Origin of the sequence: Streptomyces sp. NPDC007872 (genome assembly GCF_042868165.1) — a bacterium.
In the GTDB taxonomy this organism is placed as follows: Bacteria; Actinomycetota; Actinomycetes; order Streptomycetales; family Streptomycetaceae; genus Streptomyces.
This window is the reverse complement of the sequence record NZ_JBIAEA010000002.1, coordinates 977,380-998,648: the sequence shown is the minus strand read 5'-3', so window position 1 is coordinate 998,648 and position 21,269 is coordinate 977,380. Positions and strand designations below refer to the sequence as shown.

General features: G+C 71.0%; 15 protein-coding genes and 1 tRNA gene. 7 read left to right on the top strand and 9 right to left on the bottom strand.

Translation table 11 applies throughout. The annotated features are described in order from the left end of the window. Nucleotides 1-4: 4 nt before the first annotated feature. Nucleotides 5-664 carry a response regulator gene (locus tag ACFYNX_RS09635; RefSeq protein ID WP_356543442.1) on the bottom strand — a complete coding sequence of 220 codons (660 nt, stop codon included), beginning with the start codon at nucleotides 662-664 and terminating at the stop codon, nucleotides 5-7. Between the two features lie 93 nt (nucleotides 665-757). On the opposite strand from ACFYNX_RS09635, the gene ACFYNX_RS09630 reads away from it, so the two are divergent. The 5 genes from ACFYNX_RS09630 to ACFYNX_RS09610 all read left to right on the top strand — a co-directional run bounded on the left by ACFYNX_RS09630 (nucleotide 758) and on the right by ACFYNX_RS09610 (nucleotide 6,917). Beyond that, a tRNA-Leu gene (locus tag ACFYNX_RS09630) sits at nucleotides 758-840 on the top strand. Between the two features lie 85 nt (nucleotides 841-925). Then, on the top strand, nucleotides 926-1,714 hold the full coding sequence (locus ACFYNX_RS09625) for a helix-turn-helix domain-containing protein (protein WP_388659411.1): 789 nt from the start codon (nucleotides 926-928) through the stop codon (nucleotides 1,712-1,714). A 326-nt stretch (nucleotides 1,715-2,040) separates the two neighbouring features. After that, nucleotides 2,041-4,209, top strand: coding sequence for a transglycosylase domain-containing protein (locus tag ACFYNX_RS09620; protein ID WP_388659793.1), 2,169 nt, complete (start codon nucleotides 2,041-2,043; stop codon nucleotides 4,207-4,209). A gap of 54 nt (nucleotides 4,210-4,263) precedes the next feature. Beyond that, the gene (locus tag ACFYNX_RS09615) at nucleotides 4,264-5,568 is read left to right on the top strand and encodes a hypothetical protein (protein WP_365540901.1); all 1,305 of its coding nucleotides are present in this window, start codon (nucleotides 4,264-4,266) and stop codon (nucleotides 5,566-5,568) included. Between the two features lie 170 nt (nucleotides 5,569-5,738). Further along, nucleotides 5,739-6,917, top strand: a complete 1,179-nt coding sequence (locus ACFYNX_RS09610) for an amidase domain-containing protein (RefSeq protein ID WP_388659408.1) — start codon at nucleotides 5,739-5,741, stop codon at nucleotides 6,915-6,917. Nucleotides 6,918-7,001: 84 nt separating this feature from the next. Here ACFYNX_RS09610 and ACFYNX_RS09605 read toward each other — a convergent pair whose 3' ends face one another. Both ACFYNX_RS09605 and pyk read right to left on the bottom strand, forming a co-directional pair. Further along, nucleotides 7,002-7,763: an isocitrate lyase/phosphoenolpyruvate mutase family protein gene (locus ACFYNX_RS09605; RefSeq protein WP_388659405.1), complete on the bottom strand. Its 762-nt coding sequence runs from the start codon at nucleotides 7,761-7,763 to the stop codon at nucleotides 7,002-7,004. 52 nt (nucleotides 7,764-7,815) lie between these two features. Beyond that, nucleotides 7,816-9,243 (bottom strand): pyruvate kinase, encoded by a 1,428-nt coding sequence (gene pyk, locus ACFYNX_RS09600; RefSeq protein ID WP_388659403.1) that lies wholly within the window; start codon nucleotides 9,241-9,243, stop codon nucleotides 7,816-7,818. Nucleotides 9,244-9,526: 283 nt separating this feature from the next. Between pyk and ACFYNX_RS09595 the strand changes: the two genes are divergently transcribed. After that, nucleotides 9,527-11,335: a bifunctional metallophosphatase/5'-nucleotidase gene (locus ACFYNX_RS09595; protein WP_388659401.1), complete on the top strand. Its 1,809-nt coding sequence runs from the start codon at nucleotides 9,527-9,529 to the stop codon at nucleotides 11,333-11,335. A gap of 8 nt (nucleotides 11,336-11,343) precedes the next feature. Here ACFYNX_RS09595 and ACFYNX_RS09590 read toward each other — a convergent pair whose 3' ends face one another. The 5 genes from ACFYNX_RS09590 to ACFYNX_RS09570 all read right to left on the bottom strand — a co-directional run bounded on the left by ACFYNX_RS09590 (nucleotide 11,344) and on the right by ACFYNX_RS09570 (nucleotide 18,342). Next, the gene (locus tag ACFYNX_RS09590) at nucleotides 11,344-12,792 is read right to left on the bottom strand and encodes a SidA/IucD/PvdA family monooxygenase (RefSeq protein WP_365540910.1); all 1,449 of its coding nucleotides are present in this window, start codon (nucleotides 12,790-12,792) and stop codon (nucleotides 11,344-11,346) included. Then, complete coding sequence (locus tag ACFYNX_RS09585; protein ID WP_388659398.1) at nucleotides 12,789-14,294, bottom strand: pyridoxal phosphate-dependent decarboxylase family protein; 1,506 nt, start codon at nucleotides 14,292-14,294, stop codon at nucleotides 12,789-12,791. The genes ACFYNX_RS09590 and ACFYNX_RS09585 overlap by 4 nt, the downstream gene beginning before the upstream one ends. Before the next feature lie 133 nt (nucleotides 14,295-14,427). Further along, a complete protein-coding gene (gene pepN / locus ACFYNX_RS09580; RefSeq protein ID WP_388659396.1) occupies nucleotides 14,428-16,914 on the bottom strand; it encodes an aminopeptidase N in 2,487 nt (828 codons plus the stop codon). 97 nt (nucleotides 16,915-17,011) lie between these two features. Then, nucleotides 17,012-17,443, bottom strand: a complete 432-nt coding sequence (locus ACFYNX_RS09575; protein ID WP_388659393.1) for a chorismate mutase — start codon at nucleotides 17,441-17,443, stop codon at nucleotides 17,012-17,014. An 11-nt stretch (nucleotides 17,444-17,454) separates the two neighbouring features. Further along, nucleotides 17,455-18,342 (bottom strand): AraC family transcriptional regulator, encoded by an 888-nt coding sequence (locus ACFYNX_RS09570; protein WP_365540917.1) that lies wholly within the window; start codon nucleotides 18,340-18,342, stop codon nucleotides 17,455-17,457. Nucleotides 18,343-18,449: 107 nt separating this feature from the next. Between ACFYNX_RS09570 and ACFYNX_RS09565 the strand changes: the two genes are divergently transcribed. Next, nucleotides 18,450-20,273: a beta-galactosidase family protein gene (locus tag ACFYNX_RS09565; RefSeq protein WP_388659390.1), complete on the top strand. Its 1,824-nt coding sequence runs from the start codon at nucleotides 18,450-18,452 to the stop codon at nucleotides 20,271-20,273. A gap of 116 nt (nucleotides 20,274-20,389) precedes the next feature. Here the strand turns inward: ACFYNX_RS09565 and ACFYNX_RS09560 are convergent, their stop codons facing one another. Beyond that, nucleotides 20,390-21,160, bottom strand: a complete 771-nt coding sequence (locus ACFYNX_RS09560) for a S1 family peptidase (RefSeq protein ID WP_388659790.1) — start codon at nucleotides 21,158-21,160, stop codon at nucleotides 20,390-20,392. Nucleotides 21,161-21,269: the final 109 nt, after the last annotated feature.

Here is a 21,269-nt window from a genome sequence, read left to right as displayed (position 1 = left end):
CCGGTCACTGCTCCTTGTTCTTGGCCGCCTTCTTCTCCTCGGCGTCCTCGATGACCGCCTCCGCCACCTGCTGCATCGACATGCGGCGGTCCATCGACGTCTTCTGGATCCACCGGAACGCGGCGGGCTCCGACAGGCCGTACTGCGTCTGCAGGACCGACTTCGCCCGGTCCACCAACTTCCGGGTCTCCAGCCGCTGGGAGAGGTCGGCGACCTCCTTCTCCAGCGCCCGCAGCTCCGCGAACCGCGAGACGGCCATCTCGATGGCCGGCACCACGTCGCTCTTGCTGAACGGCTTCACCAGGTACGCCATGGCACCGGCGTCCCGCGCCCGCTCGACCAGCTCGCGCTGCGAGAACGCGGTGAGCATGAGGACGGGGGCGATGGACTCGCCGGCGATCTTCTCGGCGGCCGAGATGCCGTCGAGGACGGGCATCTTCACGTCGAGGATGACGAGGTCCGGGCGGTGCTCGCGGGCGAGCTCGACGGCCTTGGCGCCGTCCCCGGCCTCGCCGACGACCGTGTAGCCCTCTTCCTCGAGCATCTCTTTGAGGTCGAGGCGGATCAGGGCCTCGTCCTCGGCGATGACGACACGGGTCGTCAGCGGCGGAACGTGCGGCGCCTCGGCGTCGTCGGCGGGCTGGGGCGACTCGGGGGCGGTCACGGGGACTCCTCGTTGCGGGGCAGTGCGCTGCACGAAGAAGCCTACCTAGCTGCTGGCCCCGCCAGTGACCGGGTACACTCCGATTGGCGATCTGCCGGGTTGGTGGAATGGCATACACGGATGTCTCAAACACATCTGCCCGTGAGGGCTTGCGGGTTCGAGTCCCGCACCCGGCACACATCCCTGAAGCGGACGTTCACCTTCGCGTGAACGTCCGCTTTTCGCTACGCGCCGCGAGGCTTCGTTGCGGAGGGTGTTCGCATGGAGTTCCACGGCACAGAAGTACGACAGCAGGCGCTCGCACTGCTGCGGGGCGGCGCCAAGAACGCGGATGTGGCTCGCGAGCTCGACGTTCCGGCGGGGACCGTCAGTTACTGGAAGCACCTGGACCGCGCGAAGCGCGGCGAGTGTCCGGGGCGGCCCGATCCCCGATGTCCTCGCTGCGACGGACGAGAACTGGACGAAGCGGCATACGCGTATCTACTCGGGCTCTACCTCGGCGACGGTCACATCAGTCACTACGCGGGACACCGGGTGCCAAGTCTCATGATCACCCTCGATGACACTCGGCCGGGGATTCAGGACGAGGCCGAAGCCGCAATGCGACGGGTCCTTCCGGACAATGCCACGTGTCGCGTTCGCAAGAAGGGGTGCCACAACCTCAAGGTGTATTCCCTGCACCTCGTCTGCCTCTTCCCCCAGCACGGCCCCGGCAAGAAGCACGAGCGTCGCATCGTCCTGGAATCCTGGCAGCAGGCGGTCGTCGACGCCCACCCCTGGGCGTTCGTTCGTGGGCTCGTGCACTCCGACGGGTGCCGGATCACCAACTGGACCACCCGCGTCGTGAACGGCGAGCGCAAGCGGTACGAGTACCCCCGGTACTTCTTCACCAACGTCTCGGACGACATCCGGCGGCTCTACACCGACACCCTCGACGCGCTCGGCGTCGAGTGGACGCGCTGCGTCCGCAACGGAAGGCCGTACAACGTCTCCGTCGCCCGCAGGGCCTCCGTCGCGCTCATGGATCTTCATGTGGGGCCCAAGGGGTGAGACGGTAGGTCTCCACCGGTCCCGGTGTGACCGATTCGTCCGAACACCCCGTGGAGATCGTGCGAAGGGCGCTGGTAATTTGGGGGCGCCGCGGTCACGTGGGGTCGGGGGGATCAGGGTTTGCGACCGCCATAACGGCAACCGGATCAAGCCCTCCTGCATCCGTACTGCCTGCCTGCGCGCGCAACGGGGAGCATGGAGGGAGGCCGGTCGTGACCGAGACGGGGCGGGGAGGGCACGCGCAGGGTGGCGACGGGGCCCCCGCGGAGCCGGGTCCCTCGGGGGGCAGGCGTTTTCTCGGGGTGCGGTTGTCGCCCGACGAGACCATGCAGCTCCGCATACCCGAGGGCGGGATACCCGGCGGGGGGCGTGATGACGCCGCCGGCGCGCCCTCCGACGCGGGAGAGCCGGAGGGGTCCGGGTCGTCCGGTGGCTCTCCGGCGGTTTCCCCGGGGTCCCGTGCGTCCCGTCGGGCGGGTGCGGGGCGGCGCCGGAAGGCGTCCCGGCCGGCGTTCGTCGCCCGTGTCGTGGCCGTCGCCGTGGTGGCCGGTTCCTGGGTGCGCCGTGTGCGGCCGCGTTATCCCCGGCCGGGGCGGGTGGGCTGGAGGCGTTGGGTGCCTTCCTGGCGGCAGGCCGGGGGTGCGGTGCTCGCTTCGTTCGGTCTGGGTTTCCTGAGTCTGGGTTTCGCCTATGCGGTCACGGACATTCCGGAGAACCTGAACACGTACGCCACGCAGCAGGACAACGTCTATTTCTGGGCCGACGGGACGCCCATGGCCCGTACGGGCTGGGTGCAGCGGCAGGCGGTGGAGCTGGAGGACGTGCCGGAGGACGTGCGCTGGGCGGTGCTCGCGGCCGAGAACGAGAGTTTCTACAGCGATCCGGGCATTTCGTTCAAGGGTCTGAGTCGTGCGGTCTTCCGGACCCTCGGGCAGGGCAGTACGCAGGGTGGCTCGACGATCACGCAGCAGTACGTCAAGAACGTCTATCTGAGCCAGGAGCAGACCTACAGCCGCAAGTTCACCGAGGCCATGATGGCCCTCAAGCTCGACAACAAGATGAGCAAGGACGAGATCCTGGAGGGGTATCTCAACACCAGTTGGTTCGGTCGCGGTACCTATGGGATCCAGCGGGCGGCTCAGGCGTACTACGGCAAGGACGTGAGTGGGCTCAACGCCAGTGAGGCCGCCTTCCTCGCTTCCCTGCTGAAGGGGGCGGGGTTGTACGATCCGACGCTCAGTGCGAACAACCGGGCCCGTGCGGTGGAGCGGTGGCGGTGGACGCTCGACCGGATGGTGGAGATCGGCAAGCTGTCGCCGGAGGAGCGGGCCGGTTACCGGACTTTCCCGGAGCCGTTGGAGAGCAATCCGCTCTACAACACCGGTGAGCAGAGTGACTATCTGGTGGAGCTCGCCACTCAGTACGCCAAGAAGACGGCGCACATCTCGGACAAGGATTTCGACCGGGGTGGGTATCAGATCTACACCACGTTCGACAAGAAGCGTGTGGATCAGCTCACCAAGGCCGTCAACAGGGCTCGGGACGAGGCGCGCAAGAAGAATCCGGTGGCGGCGAAGCACGTGCATTACGGTGCTGCTTCGGTGGCCGCGGACGGGCGCATTCTGGCTATTCACGGTGGTCCTGATCACCGTAAGCAGGGTTACAACGAGTCCAATGCGACCACGGTGCGGGCGGGGTCGGCGTTCCAGCCGTTCGTGTACGCGGCCGCTTTGGAGCACGGTGTGCGCAAGAGCCGGGACGGTGCTCCCGAGCCGGTGACGGGTGAGACGTTGTACACCGGGGACGACAAGGTGCCGGTGACCACGCCGGAGGGGCCGTACTGGGACCGCAGCGGTCGGAAGGTGGCCGCGAAGAACGACGGTGGGCGGTCGTACGGGCAGATTTCGCTGCACCGGGCGCTCGCGCTGTCGGTCAACACGACGTTCATGCAGCTCGGTATGGACACCGGTCTGGACAAGGTTCGCGCGACGGCCAGGGCGGCCGGGTTGCTGCCTTCGAGTCTGGGTGCTCAGGTGCCCGCGTTGTCCGCCGGCAGTTCGACGCCCAGTGCGATCCGGATGGCCGGTGGGTACGCCACGTTCGCGGCGGAGGGTCGGCACACGGAGCCGTACGCCATTCTCAAGGTGACCCGCAATGGCCACGAGGTGGCCGCGGACGTTCCGGGTGCGCGGCGGGCGGTGGACGTGGAGACGGCCGCGGCGGTGCAGTCCGCGTTGACCGATGCCTTCCGTACGGCCCATCCGGAGGCTGCGGCGGCTGCCGGTGGCGCGGTCGCGGGGAAGGTGGGTACCACCGAGGACGACACCGCCGCCTGGTACGTGGGCACCGAGAAGAAGGTGTCCACGGCGGTCGTGGTCTATCGCATCGATCTGGCCAAGAGTCTTGAGCCGCTGCCGTTGGAGGGGTTGGGTGGTACGGCCTCCGACAGCGTTCCGTACGGCATCTGGGCGCGGGCCCTGGGTCATGCCGGCTGATCGCCGTCGCGTTCGTTGTCGTCCCCTTTCCGTCTTCGAAGGATGAAGCCGCAGATGAACAAACCGTCGGGTCGTCGCCGCAAGGCTCCCGCGCGCCGCCGTTTTCCCGTCGTCACGGGGTTGCCCGTCGGTAACGGGGTGCTCGCGGTGGCGGCGTTTCTCGTGGTCGTCTCCGTTCTCGCCGGTTATCTGGTGTTGTCGGGTGGGGATGACGCGGCTCCGGCGGGGTCCGCGGCGGATGGTGCGCAGCGGAAGCCGTTGCCGGGGGCTTCGGGGGAGGCGGCGTGGGACGGTCGGGTCGAGGTGATCGGTGACGGTTCGACGTCGTACACGGGTCCGCAGAAGGGGAAGTTGGAGGTGCGGCCGCTCAAGCCGGGCGAGAAGCCGCCGCAGTTCGTCGTCTTCTCCTGGGACGGTGCTCTGCAGGGTGACGACGGGTTGTTCGCGCATTATCGGGAGATGGCGAACAGGCACGATGCCCACATGACCTTCTTCTTGACCGGCATCTATCTGTTGCCGAAGAGCAAGAAGGAGTTGTACGACCCGCCGCAGCACGATCGGGGCAGTGCGGCGATCAGTTTTCCCACGGACGAGCACGTCTATACCACTCTGGAGCAGCTTGCCGGGGCGTGGAAGGACGGGAACGAGATCGGTACCCACTTCAACGGGCACTTCTGTGGTGCGAAGGGGGGTGGCGATTGGAGCGTGTCGGAGTGGAAGAGCGAGATCGAGCAGTTCTACGGCTTCGTGGAGAAGTGGAAGACCAATACGGGGAGGACGGATCTGGCGCCGTTGCCGTTCGACATCCGTCGTGAGGTGGTGGGTGGTCGTGCGCCGTGTCTGGAGGGTCAGGCCAATCTGTTGCAGGCGGCGAAGGGGTTGGGTTGGCGTTATGACGCCAGTTCTGCCGGTGATTTCCAGATATGGCCGAAGAAGAAGAACGGCATATGGGACTTTCCGTTGCAGATGCTCCCTTACGAGGGGGGCAAGTACCAGGGTCTGTCGATGGACTTCAACTTCCTCTACAACCAGTCCGAGGGGGAGACCGAGGGTGACCCGGCCAAGTACCCGCAGTGGCAGCAGGAGACGTTGAACACCTACATGGCGGGGTTCGACCGTGTGTACTACGGCAGTCGTGCTCCGTTGTTCATCGGCAACCACTTCGAGGAGTGGAACGGCGGCATCTACATGAAGGCCGTCGACCAGATGATCGAGAAGGTGTGCACGAAGAAGGACGTGAAGTGCGTGTCCTTCAGGGAGCTGGCCGACTGGATGGACGTTCAGAAGCCTTCCACGCTGGAGCGGTTGCGGAGTCTCGATCCGGCCCAGTCGCCGGACTGGTCCAGCGTCGTGAAGTGACCGGGGCGGTCCGGGGGCGGGTGGCCGGCGGTCGTCGGGTAGCACACGGGGTGGTGGCCGGGCGGCCCGTCCGCGCCGATGGCGCCACCTCCTTCACAAGAGCTGCACAGGGCGTGTAAAAATGCCGCTTATCTCGGCCGTTCTGCGCCGGGGACAAAGGGGAAACGCCAGTGAAGTCAAGAAAACTGAAGCACACTCGACGACGGGCGTCGATACTCACGGCGGCCGCCGCGTCGGCCGTCGCGGGTGCCGCGCTGCTGCCCAACTGGAACGCGGGTGCTTCCACGGCAGCCGAGCCCCAGGTCGACGCCAAGACCAGGGCCGCCTTCCAGAGTCTGGCCGACGCGGTCTTCACCGACCGCACCAACGCGCTGGTCGACCGGCCGCGTCACGGTGGCGGGAAGGCCCTCACCGAGGGCTTCTCGGGCAAGGTGGAGCTCTCCTCCGGCATCGACCGTACCGAGGACGCCGCCCTGAGGCAGCTCGGCGACCGGAAGAACCGGCTGGCGCGCAGCGGCGAGAAGTACAGTGCCGGCAGCACCACGGTCAGGCTGGACCGTACGAACGTCAAGGGTCGCACGGCCGTCGTCACGGTCACCGAGAACACCACGCTGACCTATGCGAAGGTCACCGGTGGCGAGCCGGGCACCACCGGTTTCGAGGCCCATCACGAGCTGACCTTCAAGGCGGACAAGAAGGGCTCCTGGCAGCTCACGAAGATCCGTGAGACCGGTGACGGCTACCTCGCGGTCAATCAGCTCGCCCGGCCGATGACGGCCACCGTGGCGGCCAAGGCCACCACCACCACTCCGTCGGCGCCCCGCGCCGCCATCACCAAGCGTCCGCCGGCCGCCCCCAAGAACCTGACGGGCGGCGAGTACGACTACCAGGCGATGGCCGCGTACGCGGAGAAGTACTGGAGCAACTACAACCCGGCCTACCCGAACTTCAACGGGTCGGGCGCGGGTGGTGACTGCACCAACTTCGTCAGCCAGTCCCTCAAGGCCGGTGGCTGGAAGCACGTGCCGGGTTACGTGTACGACTACACGCGCTGGTTCGGGACGGCCGACATCCAGTCGCACTCCTTCATCGGCGTCAACGAGTGGTCCTGGTTCGCGCAGAACTCGAAGCGGACCACCAGCCTGGCGAACGTCTACCAGTTGGACGTCGGTGACGTCCTCCAGGTGGACTTCGACAAGGACGGGTCGAAGGACCACACGATGATCGTCACGTCGCGTCGCAACGGCGTGCCGTACCTGACGTACCACTCCACCAACACCCTGCGCCGGTCGGTGACGAGCATCATCTCGGCCTACCCGAACGCCGCGTACTACGCCTACCGCACCTGACGGAGGCCGCACCCCGTGCCACCGCGCCCCGTGTCCGTCAAGGACGCGGGGCGCGGTGGCGTTTCGGCGTCCGCCGGACAGGCCCTAGGGTGCCCAGGGCTTGAGCATGTCCTTCATCGCGTCCGTGGTGGCGAGTTGCAGCAGCGGGCCGTAGGTGATGCGGCCGACGCCGAGGCGGCGGAAGCGGGCGAGGTCGTGCTTGACGGGGTGGGCGGTGGAGTTGACCGGGACGGTGACGGCGTCGATCACGGCCGTGAGGAGGTCGTCGTCGTCCTGGATGCGGACGGGGTAGACGCTGTCGGCGCCGGCCCGTTCCATGGCGCGGAGTCGTTCGACGGCCTCGTCGAGGACGGCGGAGGGGTCCTCGGCGTGGAGGAAGAGGTCGGTGCGGCCGTTGATCCAGAGCGGGACGCCGGCGTCGTCGGCGGCGGCGCGCAGTCCTGCGACGTAGTGGGCGTGTTCCCGGGTGTCGCGGACGCGTCCGCCGTCGGAGTGGACGGTGTCCTCGATGTTGAGGCCGGCGCCGCCGATCTCGACGAGTCCTGCGACGAGGTCGGCGGGCTTCTGTCCGTATCCGGCTTCGAGGTCGACGGAGACGGGGACGTCGACCGCGGCGATGATCGGCCGGACGGCGGCGAGCACTTCTTCGAAGGTCTGTCCTTCGTGGTCGTCGGCTCCGCGGGACTCGGCGAGCGGGTGGCTGCCGACCGTCAGCGCGGGGAATCCGGCGTCGGCCGCCGTCCGCGCGGACCAGACGTCCCAGACGGTCGGCAGCACGAGCGGCTGGTGGTCGGCGTGGAGCTGCTTGAGGCGCTGGGCGCGCTCGACGGTGGTGCGAAGGTCCATGCCGAGGACGCTACCCCCGGATCGCCGTGAGCAACGTGCTGACGGGGCGGGGTTACGTCAGCGGCTCTCCGATGTGGTGGACGCGGACCAGGTTGGTGGAGCCGGCGACGCCGGGCGGGGAGCCGGCGGTGATGACGACGATGTCGCCCTTGGCGCAGCGGCCGATGCGGAGGAGTTCCTCGTCGACCTGGGCGACCATGGCGTCGGTGGAGTCGACGTGGGGGCCGAGGAAGGTCTCGACGCCCCAGGTGAGGTTGAGCTGGGAGCGGGTGGCGGGGTCGGGGGTGAAGGCGAGGAGGGGGATCGGGGAGCGGTAGCGGGAGAGGCGCTTGACGGTGTCGCCGGACTGGGTGAAGGCGACGAGGAACTTGGCGCCGAGGAAGTCGCCCATTTCGGCGGCGGCGCGGGCGACGGCGCCGCCCTGGGTGCGGGGCTTGTTGCGTTCGGTCAGTGGGGGGAGGCCCTTGGCGAGGACGTCCTCTTCGGCGGCTTCGACGATGCGGCTCATGGTGCGGACGGTTTCGACGGGGAAGCGGCCGACGCTGGTCTCGCCGGAGAGCATGACGGCGTCGGTGCCGTCGATGACGGCGTTGGCGACGTCGGAGGCCTCGGCGCGGGTGGGCCGGGAGTTGTCGATCATGGAGTCGAGCATCTGGGTGGCGACGATGACCGGCTTGGCGTTGCGCTTGGCGAGTTTGACGGCGCGCTTCTGGACGATCGGGACCTGTTCGAGGGGCATTTCGACGCCGAGGTCGCCGCGGGCGACCATGATGCCGTCGAAGGCGGCGACGATCTCGTCGATGTTCTCGACGGCCTGGGGCTTCTCGACCTTGGCGATGACGGGGAGGCGTCGGCCTTCCTCGTCCATGATGCGGTGGACGTCGTCGATGTCGCGGGCGCTGCGGACGAAGGAGAGGGCGATGACGTCGGCGCCGGTGCGCAGGGCCCAGCGGAGGTCTTCGACGTCCTTGTCGGAGAGGGCGGGGACGGAGACGGAGACGCCGGGGAGGTTGAGGCCCTTGTGGTCGGAGACCATGCCGCCCTCGACGACGCGGGTGCGGACGCGGGGGCCGTCGACGGCGGTGACTTCGAGGGTGACGCGGCCGTCGTCGACGAGGATGCGTTCGCCGGTGGTGACGTCGTCGGCGAGGCCGGGGTAGGTGGTGCCGCAGGTGTGGCGGTCGCCTTCGACGGGTTCGACGGTGATGGTGAATTCGTCGCCGCGTTCAAGGAGTACGGGGCCTTCGCGGAAGCGGCCGAGGCGGATCTTCGGGCCTTGAAGGTCGGCGAGGACGCCGACGCTGCGGCCGGTCTCGTCGGAGGCTTTGCGGACGCGCTGGTAGCGCTCCTCGTGCTCGGCGTAGGTGCCGTGGCTGAGGTTGAGGCGGGCGACGTCCATTCCGGCCTCGATCAATGCCTTGATCTGGTCGTATGTTTCGGTGGCGGGCCCAAGGGTACAAACGATTTTCGCTCGGCGCATGGGACGAGCCTAGGGCTTACCGACGGGTAGCGAATCCGTCCGTCATGTCCGCTCAACAACCTTTCCGTGAAAGGTTGTTGACAAGACTTGAATCTGTGCGGCGGGGCGCTCCGATGAGCGTTTTCCGGTGCTTCCCCGGTCCGTTTCGGACTGTCCCGCGGCCCGCGCCCGTCGAACACTTTTCCACTCCGTAACCCGCCGGGCCTGTTGCGGACGGGTCTCCTGGGCCAGAATCTACGCGCGTTGTGCACCTGAGCGACGCCATCGAACCGAGGAGAAGCACATGCCGTTGAACCGCCGGACCTTCCTGGAGGGCTCCGTGGCCGTCGGGGCCGGGGCCGCCCTCACCGCCGGGGCCGTCGCCCCGGCCGAGGCCCACGGACCCGGGCACGGACACCGCCCGAAGCCGGCCGCGCGGTACTCCTTCACCGTCATGGGGACGACCGACCTGCACGGGAACGTCTTCAACTGGGACTACTTCACGGACAAGGAGTTCGACGACAAGGCGCACAACGACGTCGGCCTCGCGAAGATCTCCACGCTCGTCGAGCAGGTGCGCGAGGCGAAGGGGAGGCGCAACACGCTCCTCATCGACGCCGGTGACACCATCCAGGGCACCCAGTTGTCGTACTACTACGCCAAGGTCGACCCGATCACCGCGCGGCGCGGCCCCGTCCACCCGATGGCGCAGGCGATGAACGCCATCGGCTACGACGCCGCCGCGCTCGGCAACCACGAGTTCAACTACGGCATCCCGGTGCTGCGGAAGTTCGAGGAGCAGTGCGACTTCCCGCTGCTCGGTGCCAACGCGCTCGACGCGAAGACCCTGCGGCCGGCGTTCGCCCCGTACAGCATGCACCGGCTGCGGACCCCCTGCGGGCGGGGCGTGAAGGTGGCCGTGCTCGGTCTCACCAACCCGGGGATCGCGATCTGGGACAAGGCGAACGTCAGCGGGAAGATGGTCTTCCCGGGCCTGGAGGAGCAGGCGGCGAAGTGGGTGCCGAAGCTGCGCTCGATGGGCGCGGACGTGGTGGTCGTCTCGGCGCACTCCGGTTCCAGCGGCACGTCCTCGTACGGTGACCAGTTGCCGTACGTGGAGAACGCGGCCGGGCTCGTGGCCGAGCAGGTGCCGGGCATCGACGCGATCCTCGTGGGGCACGCGCACACCGAGATCCCCGAGTACCGGGTGAAGAACGAGGCGACCGGCAAGGACGTCGTCCTCTCCGAGCCGCTGAAGTGGGGCCAGCGCCTCACCCTCTTCGACTTCGACCTGGTGTGGGAGAAGGGCCGCTGGAGCGTCGAGAAGGTGGGCGCGCAGGTCCTGAACTCCAACACGGTGGAGGAGGACCGGACGATCGTGCGGCTGCTCTCCGACGAGCACCGGAAGGTCGTCGCGTACGTCAACCAGGTCATCGGCACCTCGGTGGCGGCGATGACCACGGCCGACGCGCCGTGGAAGGACGAGCCGATCATCGACCTGATCAACGCGGTGCAGGCGGAGACGGTGAGGGCGGCGCTCGCGGGCGGCGCGTACGCGGGTCTGCCGGTGCTCTCGCAGGCCTCCTGCTTCTCCCGTACGGCCCGGATCCCGGCCGGTCAGGTCACGATCAAGGACGCGGCGGGTCTGTACCCGTTCGAGAACACCCTGGAGGCGCGGCTGCTGACGGGCGCCCAGCTCAAGGACTACCTGGAGTTCTCGGCGCGGTACTACGTGCGGACCCCGGCGGGCGCCCCGGTCGACACGGCGAAGCTGACGAACGCGGACAACACGCCGGACTACAACTACGACGCGGTGTCGGGTCTGACGTACGAGATCGACATCGCGAAGCCGGCCGGGTCGCGGATCGTGAACCTGTCGTTCGAGGGGAAGCCGCTGGACCCGGCGGCGAGGTTCGTCCTGGCGGTGAACAACTACCGGGCGAGCGGCGGCGGCGCGTTCCCGCACGTGGCGAGCGCGCAGCAGCTCTGGGCGAACTCGGACGAGATCCGCAACACGATCATCCAGTGGGTGCGGGCGAAGGGGACGGTCGACCCGGGGCAGTTCGCGTCGGTGGACTGGAAGCTGACCCGGGACGGCGTGCCGGTGTTCTGATCCGTACGTCAGTGCTGGACGAGAGGCGTCAGCTTCCGGCCCTGGGCCGGGATGCCGGGCGCCTCTCGTGTTTCCAGGCCGAAGCTGGTGAAGGCGGTGCGGCGGGGCAGCGGGTAGGGCTCCTTGCCGGTGATCGCGTTGAGGATGGTGGCGCTGCGCCAGGCGGCGAGGCCGAGGTCGGGGGCGCCGACGCCGTGGGTGTGGCGTTCGGCGTTCTGGACGTGGACGGCGCCGGTGACGGAGGGGTCGAGGACGAGGCGGTACTGCTCGTCGACGCGGGGGCGGCCGGCGGAGTCGTGGCGCAGGTAGGGGTCGAGGCCGGTGAGGAGGCGGTCGAGGGGGCGTTCGCGGTAGCCGGTGGCGAGGACGACGGCGTCGGTGGTGAGGCGGGTGCGGGCGGACTGCTGGACGTGTTCCAGGTGCAGTTCGACGCGGGTGGTGGCGACGCGGCCGGCGGTGCGGACGCGGACGCCGGGGGTGAGGACGGCGTCGGGCCAGCCGCCGTGGAGGGTGCGGCGGTAGAGCTCGTCGTGGATGGCGGTGAGGGTGGCGTCGTCGATGCCCTTGTGGAGCTGCCACTGGCGGGGCACGAGGCCGTCGCGCACCTGCTCGGGGAGGGCGTGGAAGTAGCGGGTGTAGTCGGGCGTGAAGTGTTCGAGGCCGAGCTTGGAGTACTCCATGGGGGCGAAGGCCTCGGTGCGGGTGAGCCAGTGGATGCCCTCGGCTCCGGCGGGGCGGGCGCGCAGGAGGTCGAGGAAGATCTCGGCGCCGGACTGGCCGGAGCCGATGACGGTGACGTGTCCGGCGGCGAGGAGGGTCTCGCGGTGGGTGAGGTAGTCGGCGGAGTGGACGACGGGGACGCCGGGGGCGTCGGCGAGGGGCTTCAGGGGTTCGGGGACGTACGGTTCGGTGCCGACGCCGAGGACGACGTTGCGGGTGTAGGTGCGGCCGAGGGCCTCGGTCTCGCCGTCGGGGTCGAGCTGGGCGAAGTCGACCTCGAAGAGGCGCCGTTCGGGGTTCCAGCGGACGGAGTCGACCTGGTGGGCGAAGTGGAGGCCGGGGAGGCGTTCGCTGGCCCAGCGGCAGTAGGCGTCGTACTCGGCGCGGTGGATGTGGAACTTCTCGGCGAAGTAGAAGGGGAAGAGGCGCTCGCGGCTCTTGAGGTAGTTGAGGAAGGTCCAGGGGCTGGCGGGGTCGGCGAGGGTGACGAGGTCGGCGAGGAAGGGGACCTGGAGGGTGGCGCCGTCGATGAGGAGGCCGGGGTGCCAGTGGAAGGCGGGGCGCTGTTCGTAGAAGGCGGTGGAGAGGCCGCCGGGGACGCCGTGGGCGAGGGCGGCGAGGGAGAGGTTGAAGGGGCCGATGCCGATGCCGACGAGGTCGTGGGGGCGGTCGGGGGCCGGGGTGTCCCGGGGGTGCGGGGGCCGGTCGGTGTCCTGTTCGGGGGTGCTGCCGGTCATCGGTGAGCGCTGCCTTCCACGAGGGTGATGAGCTGGTCCAGGTCGTCGGGGGTGGCGTGGGGGTTGAGCAGGGTGGCCTTGAGCCAGAGGCGGCCGTCCGCGCGGGCCCGGCCGAGGACCGCCCGGCCGCCGGTGAGGAGGGTGCGGCGGATCGCGGCGACGGTGGTGTCGTCGGCGTCGTGGGGGCGGAAGAGGACGGTGGTGAGGACGGGCCGGGCACGCAGGTCGAGGGCGGGGGTCTTCTCGATGCGGTCGGCGAGGTCCTGGGCGAGCTCCATGCAGGTGTCGACGAGGGCGCCGAGGCCGGTGCGGCCGAGGGCGCGGAGGGTGACGGCGGCCTTGAGGACGTCGGGGCGGCGGGTGGTGCGCGGGGAGCGGCCGAGGAGGTCGGGGAGGCCGGCGTCGGTGTCGTCGTCGGCGTTGAGGTAGTCAGCGGTGTGGGCGAGGGGGGCGAGGTCGGTCGTGTCGCGGACGGCGAGGAGTCCGGCGGCGGCGGGCTGCCAGCCGAGTTTGTGGAGGTCGACGGTGACGGTGCGGGCGCGGTCGAGGCCGGCGAGGAGGGGGCGGTGGGTGCGGCTGAAGAGGAGGGGGCCGCCGTAGGCGGCGTCGACGTGGAGGTCGGCGCCGTGGGCGGCGCAGACGTCGGCGAGTGCGGGCAGGGGGTCGACGAGGCCTTCGTCGGTGGTGCCGGCGGTGGCGGCGACGAGGAGCGGGCCGGGGGTGTCGGTCAGGGCCGCGTGGAGGGCGGCGGGGTCGAGGACGCCCCGGGGGGTGGGGACGACGACGGGGGCGGGGAGGCCGAGGAGCCAGGCGGCGCGCCGGAAGGAGTGGTGGGCGTTGGCGCCGACGACGGTGCGGAGGGGGCCTTCCCCGGTGCGGCGGTCCCGGGCGTGGCGCTCCCTGGTGGGGCCTTCTCCGGTGCGGTGCTCCCTGGCGTGGCGTTCCCCGGCGTGGCGTTCCCCGGCGAGGCGTTCCCCGGCGAGGCGTTCCCCGGCGAGGCGTTCCCTGGCGAGGAGGAGGGCGAGTTGGTTGGACTCGGTGCCGCCGGTGGTGACGAGGGCGTCGGGGCGGGGGGCGCCGGGGTGGATCTCGGCGGCGAGGGCGGTGGTGACCAGGGCTTCGAGGGCGGAGGCGGCGGGGGCCTGGTCCCAGGAGTCCATGGAGGGGTTGAGCGCGGAGGCGGCCAGGTCGGCGGCGGCGGCGAGCGCGAGGGGCGGGGTGTGGAGGTGGGCGGCGCAGAGCGGGTCGGCGGGGTCGGCGGCGCCGGCGGCGAGGGCGTGGACGAGGGTGCGGAGGGCTTCGTCGGGGCCGGTCCCGGTCTCGGGGAGTACGGCTCCGAGCCGTGCGGTGCGGTGGGCCACCGCCTCCGGTCCCCCGGCCGGGAGGGGCCCGCCCCGCTCCTCGGCCCCGGTGCGCAGGGCGTCGAGGACGGCGCCCAGGAGGGGCCGCAGGGCGTCGGCGCCGGGGACGCCTCCGGCGAGGGGTGGGGGTGCGGCACGCATGGACGACAGGGTGCCGGGGGGTGCGGGGGTTTGTCCGGAGAGTGCCGGGGTGTGACCCGAACGGGGGACACGGGGTGGTGTTTCGGAGGCGGTCGGTGCGGGGACCGGGGGCCGGTCCCCGCACCGTGGCGGCTCAGCCCTCCCTGACCTTCAGGGCCCGGCGCAGGTCGTCGAGCTGGTCGACGAGCTTGCGGCGGAGGGCGGGGATCATGGGGGTGTCGGCCAGGTGGCGTTCGCCGAGGGCCAGGGAGTCGGCGTCGACCGCGTGGGCCGGGAAGGCGTGGCGGCCGGCGGCCTCGGCCATGGCGGGGCCGCGCCGGTCGCCGAGGGCGGCGGCCGCCTCGTAGAAGCGGGGCACGTACTCCCGTACGAGTTCGGCCTGTTCGGGCTGCCAGAAGCCCTGGGCGGTGGCGGTGAAGAGGTAGTTGGAGAGGTCGTCGGAGTCGAAGAGGGCGGACCAGGCCGCCTCCTTGGCCTCGGGGGTCGGCAGGGCGGCACGGCAGCGGGCGGCGCCCTCCTGGCCGGTGGCGCTGGGGTCGCGCTCCAGTTCGGCGGTGATGGCGGCCTCGTCGGTGGCGCCGAGGACGGCGAGCCGGGCGAGGATCCGCCAGCGCAGTTCGGGGTCGAGTTCGGGGCCGCCGTGGACGGTGCCTTCGTCGAGCCAGGAGGCGATCTTGTCGGGGGTGGTGGCGCTGTCGACGAAGGCGCGGACGGCGGTGAGGCGCAGTCCGGGCGCCTCGCCGTCCTCGGTGCGGCGCAGCAGGGCGCGGGCGATCTCGCAGATCGTGGCGAGGGCGGCGGGGCGCTCGCCGACGGGGACGTACCGGTCGGCGATCTGGTGGCGGGCGAAGGCCAGGACGCCCTGGACGAGGGCGAGTTCGGTCTCCTCGGAGAGGTGCGCGAGGGCGACTTCGAGGTAGTCGGCGGGGGCGAGGTCGCCGTCGCGGACCCGGTCGCGCAGCGCGTTCCAGACGACGGCGCGGGTGAGCGGGTCGGGGATGCGGGAGAGGCCGCGCAGGGCGGACTCCCCGGAGACCTCGTCGAAGCGGAGCTTGGTGTAGGTGAGGTCCTCGTCGTTGAGGACGACGAGGGCGGGGCGGGGGCCGGTGAGTTCGGCGGGGGCGTCCTGGGGGACGTCGAGTTCGCGGCGTTCGCGCAGGACGAGGTCGCCGGAGGGGTCGCGGTCGTAGAGGCCGGCGGAGATGCGGTGGGGGCGGGCGCCGTCGCGGTCGACCGTGAGGTTCCAGTGGAGGCCCTCGCCGTCGAGGCGGGGGGTGAGGGTGTCGACGCCGGTGGTGCGCAGCCACTGCTCGGCCCAGGCGTGGACGTCGCGGTCGGTGGCGGCGGCGAGGTTGTCGATGAAGTCGGCGAGGGTGGCGTTGCCGAACTTGTGCCGTGCGAAGTGGATGTTGATGCCGGCGAGGAAGTCCTTCTCGCCGAGCCAGGTGACGAGCTGGCGGAGGGCGGAGGCGCCCTTGGCGTAGGAGATGCCGTCGAAGTTGAGGAGGGCGGAGGCGGTGTCGGGGACGGCCTCGGGGTCGGGGGCGACGGGGTGGGTGGAGGGCCGCTGGTCGGCCTCGTAGCCCCAGGCCTTGCGGGTGACGCCGAAGTCGATCCAGGTGTCGGGGAAGAGGTCGGAGCAGGCCTCGTTGACGGTCTGGTAGCCCATGTACTCGGCGAAGGACTCGTTCAGCCAGATGTCGTCCCACCAGCGCAGGGTGACGAGGTCGCCGAACCACATGTGGGCCATCTCGTGGGCGATGACCATGGCGCGGGTCTGGCGCTCGGTGACGGTGACGGCGGAGCGGAAGACGAACTCGTCGCGGAAGGTGACGAGGCCGGGGTTCTCCATGGCGCCGGCGTTGAACTCGGGGACGAAGGCCTGGTCGTACGAGTCGAAGGGGTAGGGCTCGTCGAACTTCTCGTGGTAGCGGTCGTAGCAGGCCCTGGTGACGGCGAGGATCTCGTCGGCGTCGGCGTCGAGGTGGGGGGCGAGGGAACGGCGGCAGTGGATGCCGAAGGGGAGTCCGGCGTGTTCGGTGCGGACGGAGTGCCAGGGTCCTGCGGCGACGCAGACGAAGTAGGTGGAGAGGAGGGGGGTGGGGGCGGCCCTCCAGGTGCCGTCGGGCTGCCGTTCGGTGATGCCGTTGGCGAGGACGGTCCAGTCGTCGGGGGCGGTGACGGCGACCTCGAAGACGGCCTTGAGGTCGGGCTGGTCGAAGGCGGCGAAGACGCGCTGGACGTCCTCCATGAAGAGCTGGGTGTAGACGTACGACTCGCCGTCGGTGGGGTCCGTGAAGCGGTGCATGCCCTCGCCCGTGCGGGAGTAGCGCATGGTGGTGGCGACGCGCAGCTCGTGCTCGCCCTCGGTGAGGCTCAGCGGGAGCCGGTTGCCGTCGAGGGCGGCGGGGTCGAGGGGCTCTCCGTCGAGGGTGGCGGAGTGCAGGGTGACGGGCTTGAGCTCGACGAAGGTGTCCCCGGCGGCGCGGGCGGTGAACCGGACGGTGCTGGTGGACTCGAAGGTCTCGGCGCCGGTGGTGAGGTCGATGTCCACGCGGTAGTGGTGGACGTCGAGGAGCTGGGCACGGGTCTGCGCTTCGTCGCGCGTCAGTACGGACATGGGCCCTATGCTGCCCGATGCCCGGGGCCTCCGGCAGGGGTGCGGGGAGAACCTTGCCGGGGCGTGACCTGCGGGGGCTCTCCTCCGGCGCGTTCCGTCAGCGCGTTCCGTCCGCGATCGTCTCGTGGTGGCGGATGACCTCGGCGATGATGAAGTTGAGGAGCTTCTCGGCGAAGGCCGGGTCGAGTTTCGCGCTCTCGGCGAGTTCCCGGAGGCGGGTGATCTGGCGGGCCTCGCGGGCGGGGTCGGCGGGCGGCAGGTGGTGCTCGGCCTTGAGGACGCCGACCTGCTGGGTGCACTTGAAGCGCTCGGCGAGCATGTGCACGACCGCCGCGTCGATGTTGTCGATGCTGTCGCGCAGCCGGGACAGCTCGGCGCGTACGGCTTCGTCGGCGGCCTGGGTCTTTCCGGCGGCCGGGGCCGGGGTCGGCGCGTGAGTCGGCGCGGAGGCCGGTGCCGGGGTCGGCGCGTGGGTCGGCGCGGAGGCCGGTGCCGGGGTCGGGGTGGAGGCCGGGGTGGAGTCGCTCATGACCTGCGAGCTTAGACGGAGCGCGGGAGGATCGTCGGCGGGTGTTCGGGATCCGGGACGCGGTTGCTCCAGCCGCCGGGCACGGACCGGCCCTGCTGCTCGCGGAAGCGGATGGGGGCGGTGCCGACCCGGCGGGTGAAGAGCCGGGAGAAGTAGGCGGGGTCGTCGTAGCCGACGCGGCGGGCGACGGCGGAGACGGGCAGTTCGGTGGCGGCGAGGAGTTCCTTGGCGCGGCCGAGGCGGACGGTGAGCAGGTAGTCCTTGGGGCTGCACCCGGCGGCGCGGCGGACGGCGGTGCGCAGTTCGGCGGGGGTCATGCCGTGGCGGGCGGCGTGCTCGGCGACGGAGAGCGGCTGGAAGGCGTCGCGGGCGAGGGCGGTGAGGACGGGGTCGCCGTCGGCGTTGGTGTCGGCGCGGGCGCGGCGCAGGGCGACGAGGAGTTCGTGGACGGCGGCGCCGGTCTCGACCTCCAGGAGGGGGTTGCCGGGCCGTGCGGCGCGGGCGATCCGGGCGATGGCGGCGCGGGCGGGGGCGGCGTCGGAGAGGGGGACGACGGGCCGGTCGGGTTCGATGTAGCCGAGTTCGGTGTACGTGGCGGCGGCGGGTCCGGAGAAGTCGACGAAGGCCTCGTCCCAGCCGGTGCCGGGGTCGGCGCCGTAGTGGTGGGGGGTGCCGGGGGTGAGCCAGATCAGGGCGGGGGCGGTGACGGCGGTGCGCCGTCCGTCGGCGCCCCGGTACCAGCCGGCGCCGGCGGAGACGACGACGGCCACGTGGTGGTCGAGGGTGCGGGGCCCGACGGTGGGCAGGGTGCCGTGCTGGAGTCCGACGCCGAGGCAGACGAGGCCGAGGCGGTGGTGGACGGGGCTGGGCGTGAAGTAGCGCATCCAGGTGTGGTACATGCGGTGGTGCCCCTTCCCCGGGGCCCCGGACGCGCGGGCCCTAACGTCCAAACTGCGACGATCTTTGTCCATGGACGGGTTCGCCGCCAGGGGGTGAGGTGGTGCCCATGAGCACGTTCGCTGTGGGTGACGAGGACTTCCTGCTCGACGGGCGGCCGGTGCGGCTGCTGTCGGGGGCGCTGCACTACTTCCGGGTGCACGAGGGCCGCTGGGAGCACCGGCTGGGGATGCTGCGGGCGATGGGCCTCGACTGCGTGGAGACGTACGTCCCGTGGAACCTGTACGAGCCGGAGCCCGGCCGGTACGGGGACGTGGCGGCGCTCGGCCGGTTCCTGGACGCGGTGGGGCGGGCGGGGATGCGGGCGATCGTGCGCCCGGGGCCGTACGTCTGCGCCGAGTGGGAGAACGGCGGGCTGCCGCACTGGCTGACCGGGCCGCTCGGGCGGCGGGTGCGGACCCGGGACCCGGAGTTCCTGGCGCCGGTGGAGTCCTGGTTCCGGCGGCTGCTGCCGCAGGTGGTGGAGCGGCAGGTGGACCGGGGCGGGCCGGTGGTCCTGGTGCAGGTGGAGAACGAGTACGGGAGTTACGGCAGCGATCCGGTGTATCTGGAGTGGCTGGCGGGGCTGCTGCGGGAGTGCGGGGTGGTCGTGCCGCTGTTCACCTCGGACGGCCCGGAGGACCACATGCTGACGGGCGGTTCGGTGCCGGGGGTGCTGGCGACGGCGAACTTCGGCTCGGGTGCGCGGGAGGGCTTCGCGGCGCTGCGGCGGCACCAGCCGTCGGGGCCGCTGATGTGCATGGAGTTCTGGTGCGGCTGGTTCGACCACTGGGGCACGGAGCACGCGGTGCGGGACGCGGCGGACGCGGCGGCGGCGCTGCGGGAGGTCCTGGAGTGCGGGGCCTCGGTCAACGTGTACATGGCGCACGGCGGGACGAACTTCGGCGGCTGGGCGGGGGCGAACCGGGACGGGGAGCTGCACGACGGGCCGCTGCGGCCGACGGTGACCTCGTACGACTACGACGCTCCGGTGGACGAGGCGGGGCGGCCGACGGAGAAGTTCCGGCGCTTCCGCGAGGTGCTCGCGGAGTACGCGCAGGGGCCGCTGCCGGAGGTGCCGGAGCCCCCGGCCCGGCTCGCGGCCCCAGTGCGGGGCGGCTTCGACGGGTGGGCGCCGCTGGACGCGGTGCTCGACGTCCTCGGCGACGAGGAGGTGGTGGCGGCGGTGCCGCCGACCTTCGAGGAGCTGGGGGTGGACCGGGGCCTGGTCCGCTACCGGGTGGCGGTGCCGGGTCCCCGGCAGCCGTATCCGCTGGGGGTGACGGGGCTGCGGGACCGGGCGGTGGTGTACGTGGACGGGGCCCTCGCGGGGGTCCTGGACACGAGCGGCGGGGAGGACGTGGCGCTCGCGGAGCCGGTGGCGGGTCCGGCGGTGGTGGACCTGTGGGTGGAGTCCCTGGGCCGGGTCAACTACGGGCCGCGGCTCGGGGAGCCGAAGGGGATCACCGGGGGCGTACGGCACGAGCGGCAGTACCTGCACGGGGTGCGGGCGCGGGGGCTGCGGCTCGACGCGGTCGAGGCGGCGGCGGTCGACAAGGTGTGCTTCGAGGAGGTGCGCTCCGGGGAGGCCGGCTCCGGGCCGGGGCTCCTGCGGGGGACCTCCGGCGTGGCGGGCGCGGGCCGGGGCGGCGGTCCGGGGCTCTACCGGACGGCCCTCGACGTGGCGGGCGCGGGGGACGCGGTGCTGCGGCTGCCGGGCGCGACCCGGGGCTTCGTCTGGGTGAACGGCTTCTGCCTGGGCCGCTACTGGTCGGCCGGCCCGCAGGAGGCGCTGTTCGTCCCGGGTCCGGTGCTGAGGGAGGGGGCGAACGAGGTGTGGGTCCTCGAACTGGAGGGGGAGGCCGGGGCCGGGGTGGTGCTGGACCCGGTGTGATCCCCTTCCCTCCCGGGAGGGGTCCGTGCACACCGGGCCGGCCCACACCGGCCCGGTGTACGGGAGGGGCGCTCCGGGGCCGAGGCCGCCCCGGAGCGCCCGTTCACGGGGTGCCGCTACAGCGTGGCGGCGGCGGACTTGATCGCGGCGGCGAAGGTCGAGACCTCGGTGTAGACGCCGGGGTAGCCGGCGCGGGCGCAGCCCTCGCCCCAGCTCACGATGCCGACCTGGACCCAGGCCCCGGCGTTGTCCTTGCGGAACATCGGGCCGCCGGAGTCGCCCTGGCAGGTGTCGGTGCCGCCCTGGGAGTAGCCGGCGCAGATCTCCTCGCCGGGGACGAGGTCGCTGCCGTAGGCGGACTGGCAGGAGGCGTCGGAGACGAACGGGACGTTCGCCTTGAGCAGGTAGCGCTGCTGCGCCCCGCCCTCGCGGGCGGCGCCCCAGCCGGCCACCGTGAAGGTGCCGGTGTTGTAGGCGGTGGTCTCGGCGAGCTTCAGGTTGGGCAGGGAGGTGATGGGGCTGGCGAGCTTGATGAGGGCCCAGTCCTTGCCCTTGCCGTTGTAGCCGGGGGCCTGGAGGACCTTGGTCGACTTGACCTTGATGGCGCTGCCGCTCTGGAGGTCCACGACTCCGGCGGTGGCGGTGATGCCGGTGTTGTTGCCGGAGCCGCTCACACAGTGGGCGGCGGTGAGGACGACCTGCGGGCTGATCAGCGAGCCGCCGCAGCCCATGGAGAGCCTGACCATCCAGGGGAACTCGCCCTGGGCGGCGCGGGTGCCGCCGACGACGGGGGCCGGGGCGGCGGAGGCGGTGGTGGTGGGCTGGAGGCTGACGGCGGCGAGGACGACGGCGCCGGCCGCGGCAAGCTTCTGGAGCGCGCGGACCATTCTGTTCTTCTTCACGTGTCTGCCTTCTCTCGTGGGGGGTCGGCCTCGACGACTCGTGACATGCGCTCGTCAAGGCGTGGTCCGCATTATGAACAGCGCTCAACCTCCG

Excerpts from the sequence above, each read along its gene's own strand:
- ACFYNX_RS09615 (WP_365540901.1), top strand. The coding sequence starts at position 4,264 with ATGAACAAACCGTCGGGTCGTCGCCGCAAGGCTCCCGCGCGCCGCCGT.
- pyk (WP_388659403.1), bottom strand. The coding sequence starts at position 9,243 with ATGCGCCGAGCGAAAATCGTTTGTACCCTTGGGCCCGCCACCGAAACA.
- ACFYNX_RS09605 (WP_388659405.1), bottom strand. The coding sequence starts at position 7,763 with ATGGACCTTCGCACCACCGTCGAGCGCGCCCAGCGCCTCAAGCAGCTC.
- ACFYNX_RS09620 (WP_388659793.1), top strand. The coding sequence starts at position 2,041 with ATGCAGCTCCGCATACCCGAGGGCGGGATACCCGGCGGGGGGCGTGAT.
- ACFYNX_RS09560 (WP_388659790.1), bottom strand. The coding sequence starts at position 21,160 with ATGGTCCGCGCGCTCCAGAAGCTTGCCGCGGCCGGCGCCGTCGTCCTC.
- pepN (WP_388659396.1), bottom strand. The coding sequence starts at position 16,914 with ATGTCCGTACTGACGCGCGACGAAGCGCAGACCCGTGCCCAGCTCCTC.
- ACFYNX_RS09585 (WP_388659398.1), bottom strand. The coding sequence starts at position 14,294 with ATGCGTGCCGCACCCCCACCCCTCGCCGGAGGCGTCCCCGGCGCCGAC.
- ACFYNX_RS09565 (WP_388659390.1), top strand. The coding sequence starts at position 18,450 with ATGAGCACGTTCGCTGTGGGTGACGAGGACTTCCTGCTCGACGGGCGG.
- ACFYNX_RS09595 (WP_388659401.1), top strand. The coding sequence starts at position 9,527 with ATGCCGTTGAACCGCCGGACCTTCCTGGAGGGCTCCGTGGCCGTCGGG.
- ACFYNX_RS09590 (WP_365540910.1), bottom strand. The coding sequence starts at position 12,792 with ATGACCGGCAGCACCCCCGAACAGGACACCGACCGGCCCCCGCACCCC.
- ACFYNX_RS09570 (WP_365540917.1), bottom strand. The coding sequence starts at position 18,342 with ATGTACCACACCTGGATGCGCTACTTCACGCCCAGCCCCGTCCACCAC.
- ACFYNX_RS09575 (WP_388659393.1), bottom strand. The coding sequence starts at position 17,443 with ATGAGCGACTCCACCCCGGCCTCCACCCCGACCCCGGCACCGGCCTCC.
- ACFYNX_RS09625 (WP_388659411.1), top strand. The coding sequence starts at position 926 with ATGGAGTTCCACGGCACAGAAGTACGACAGCAGGCGCTCGCACTGCTG.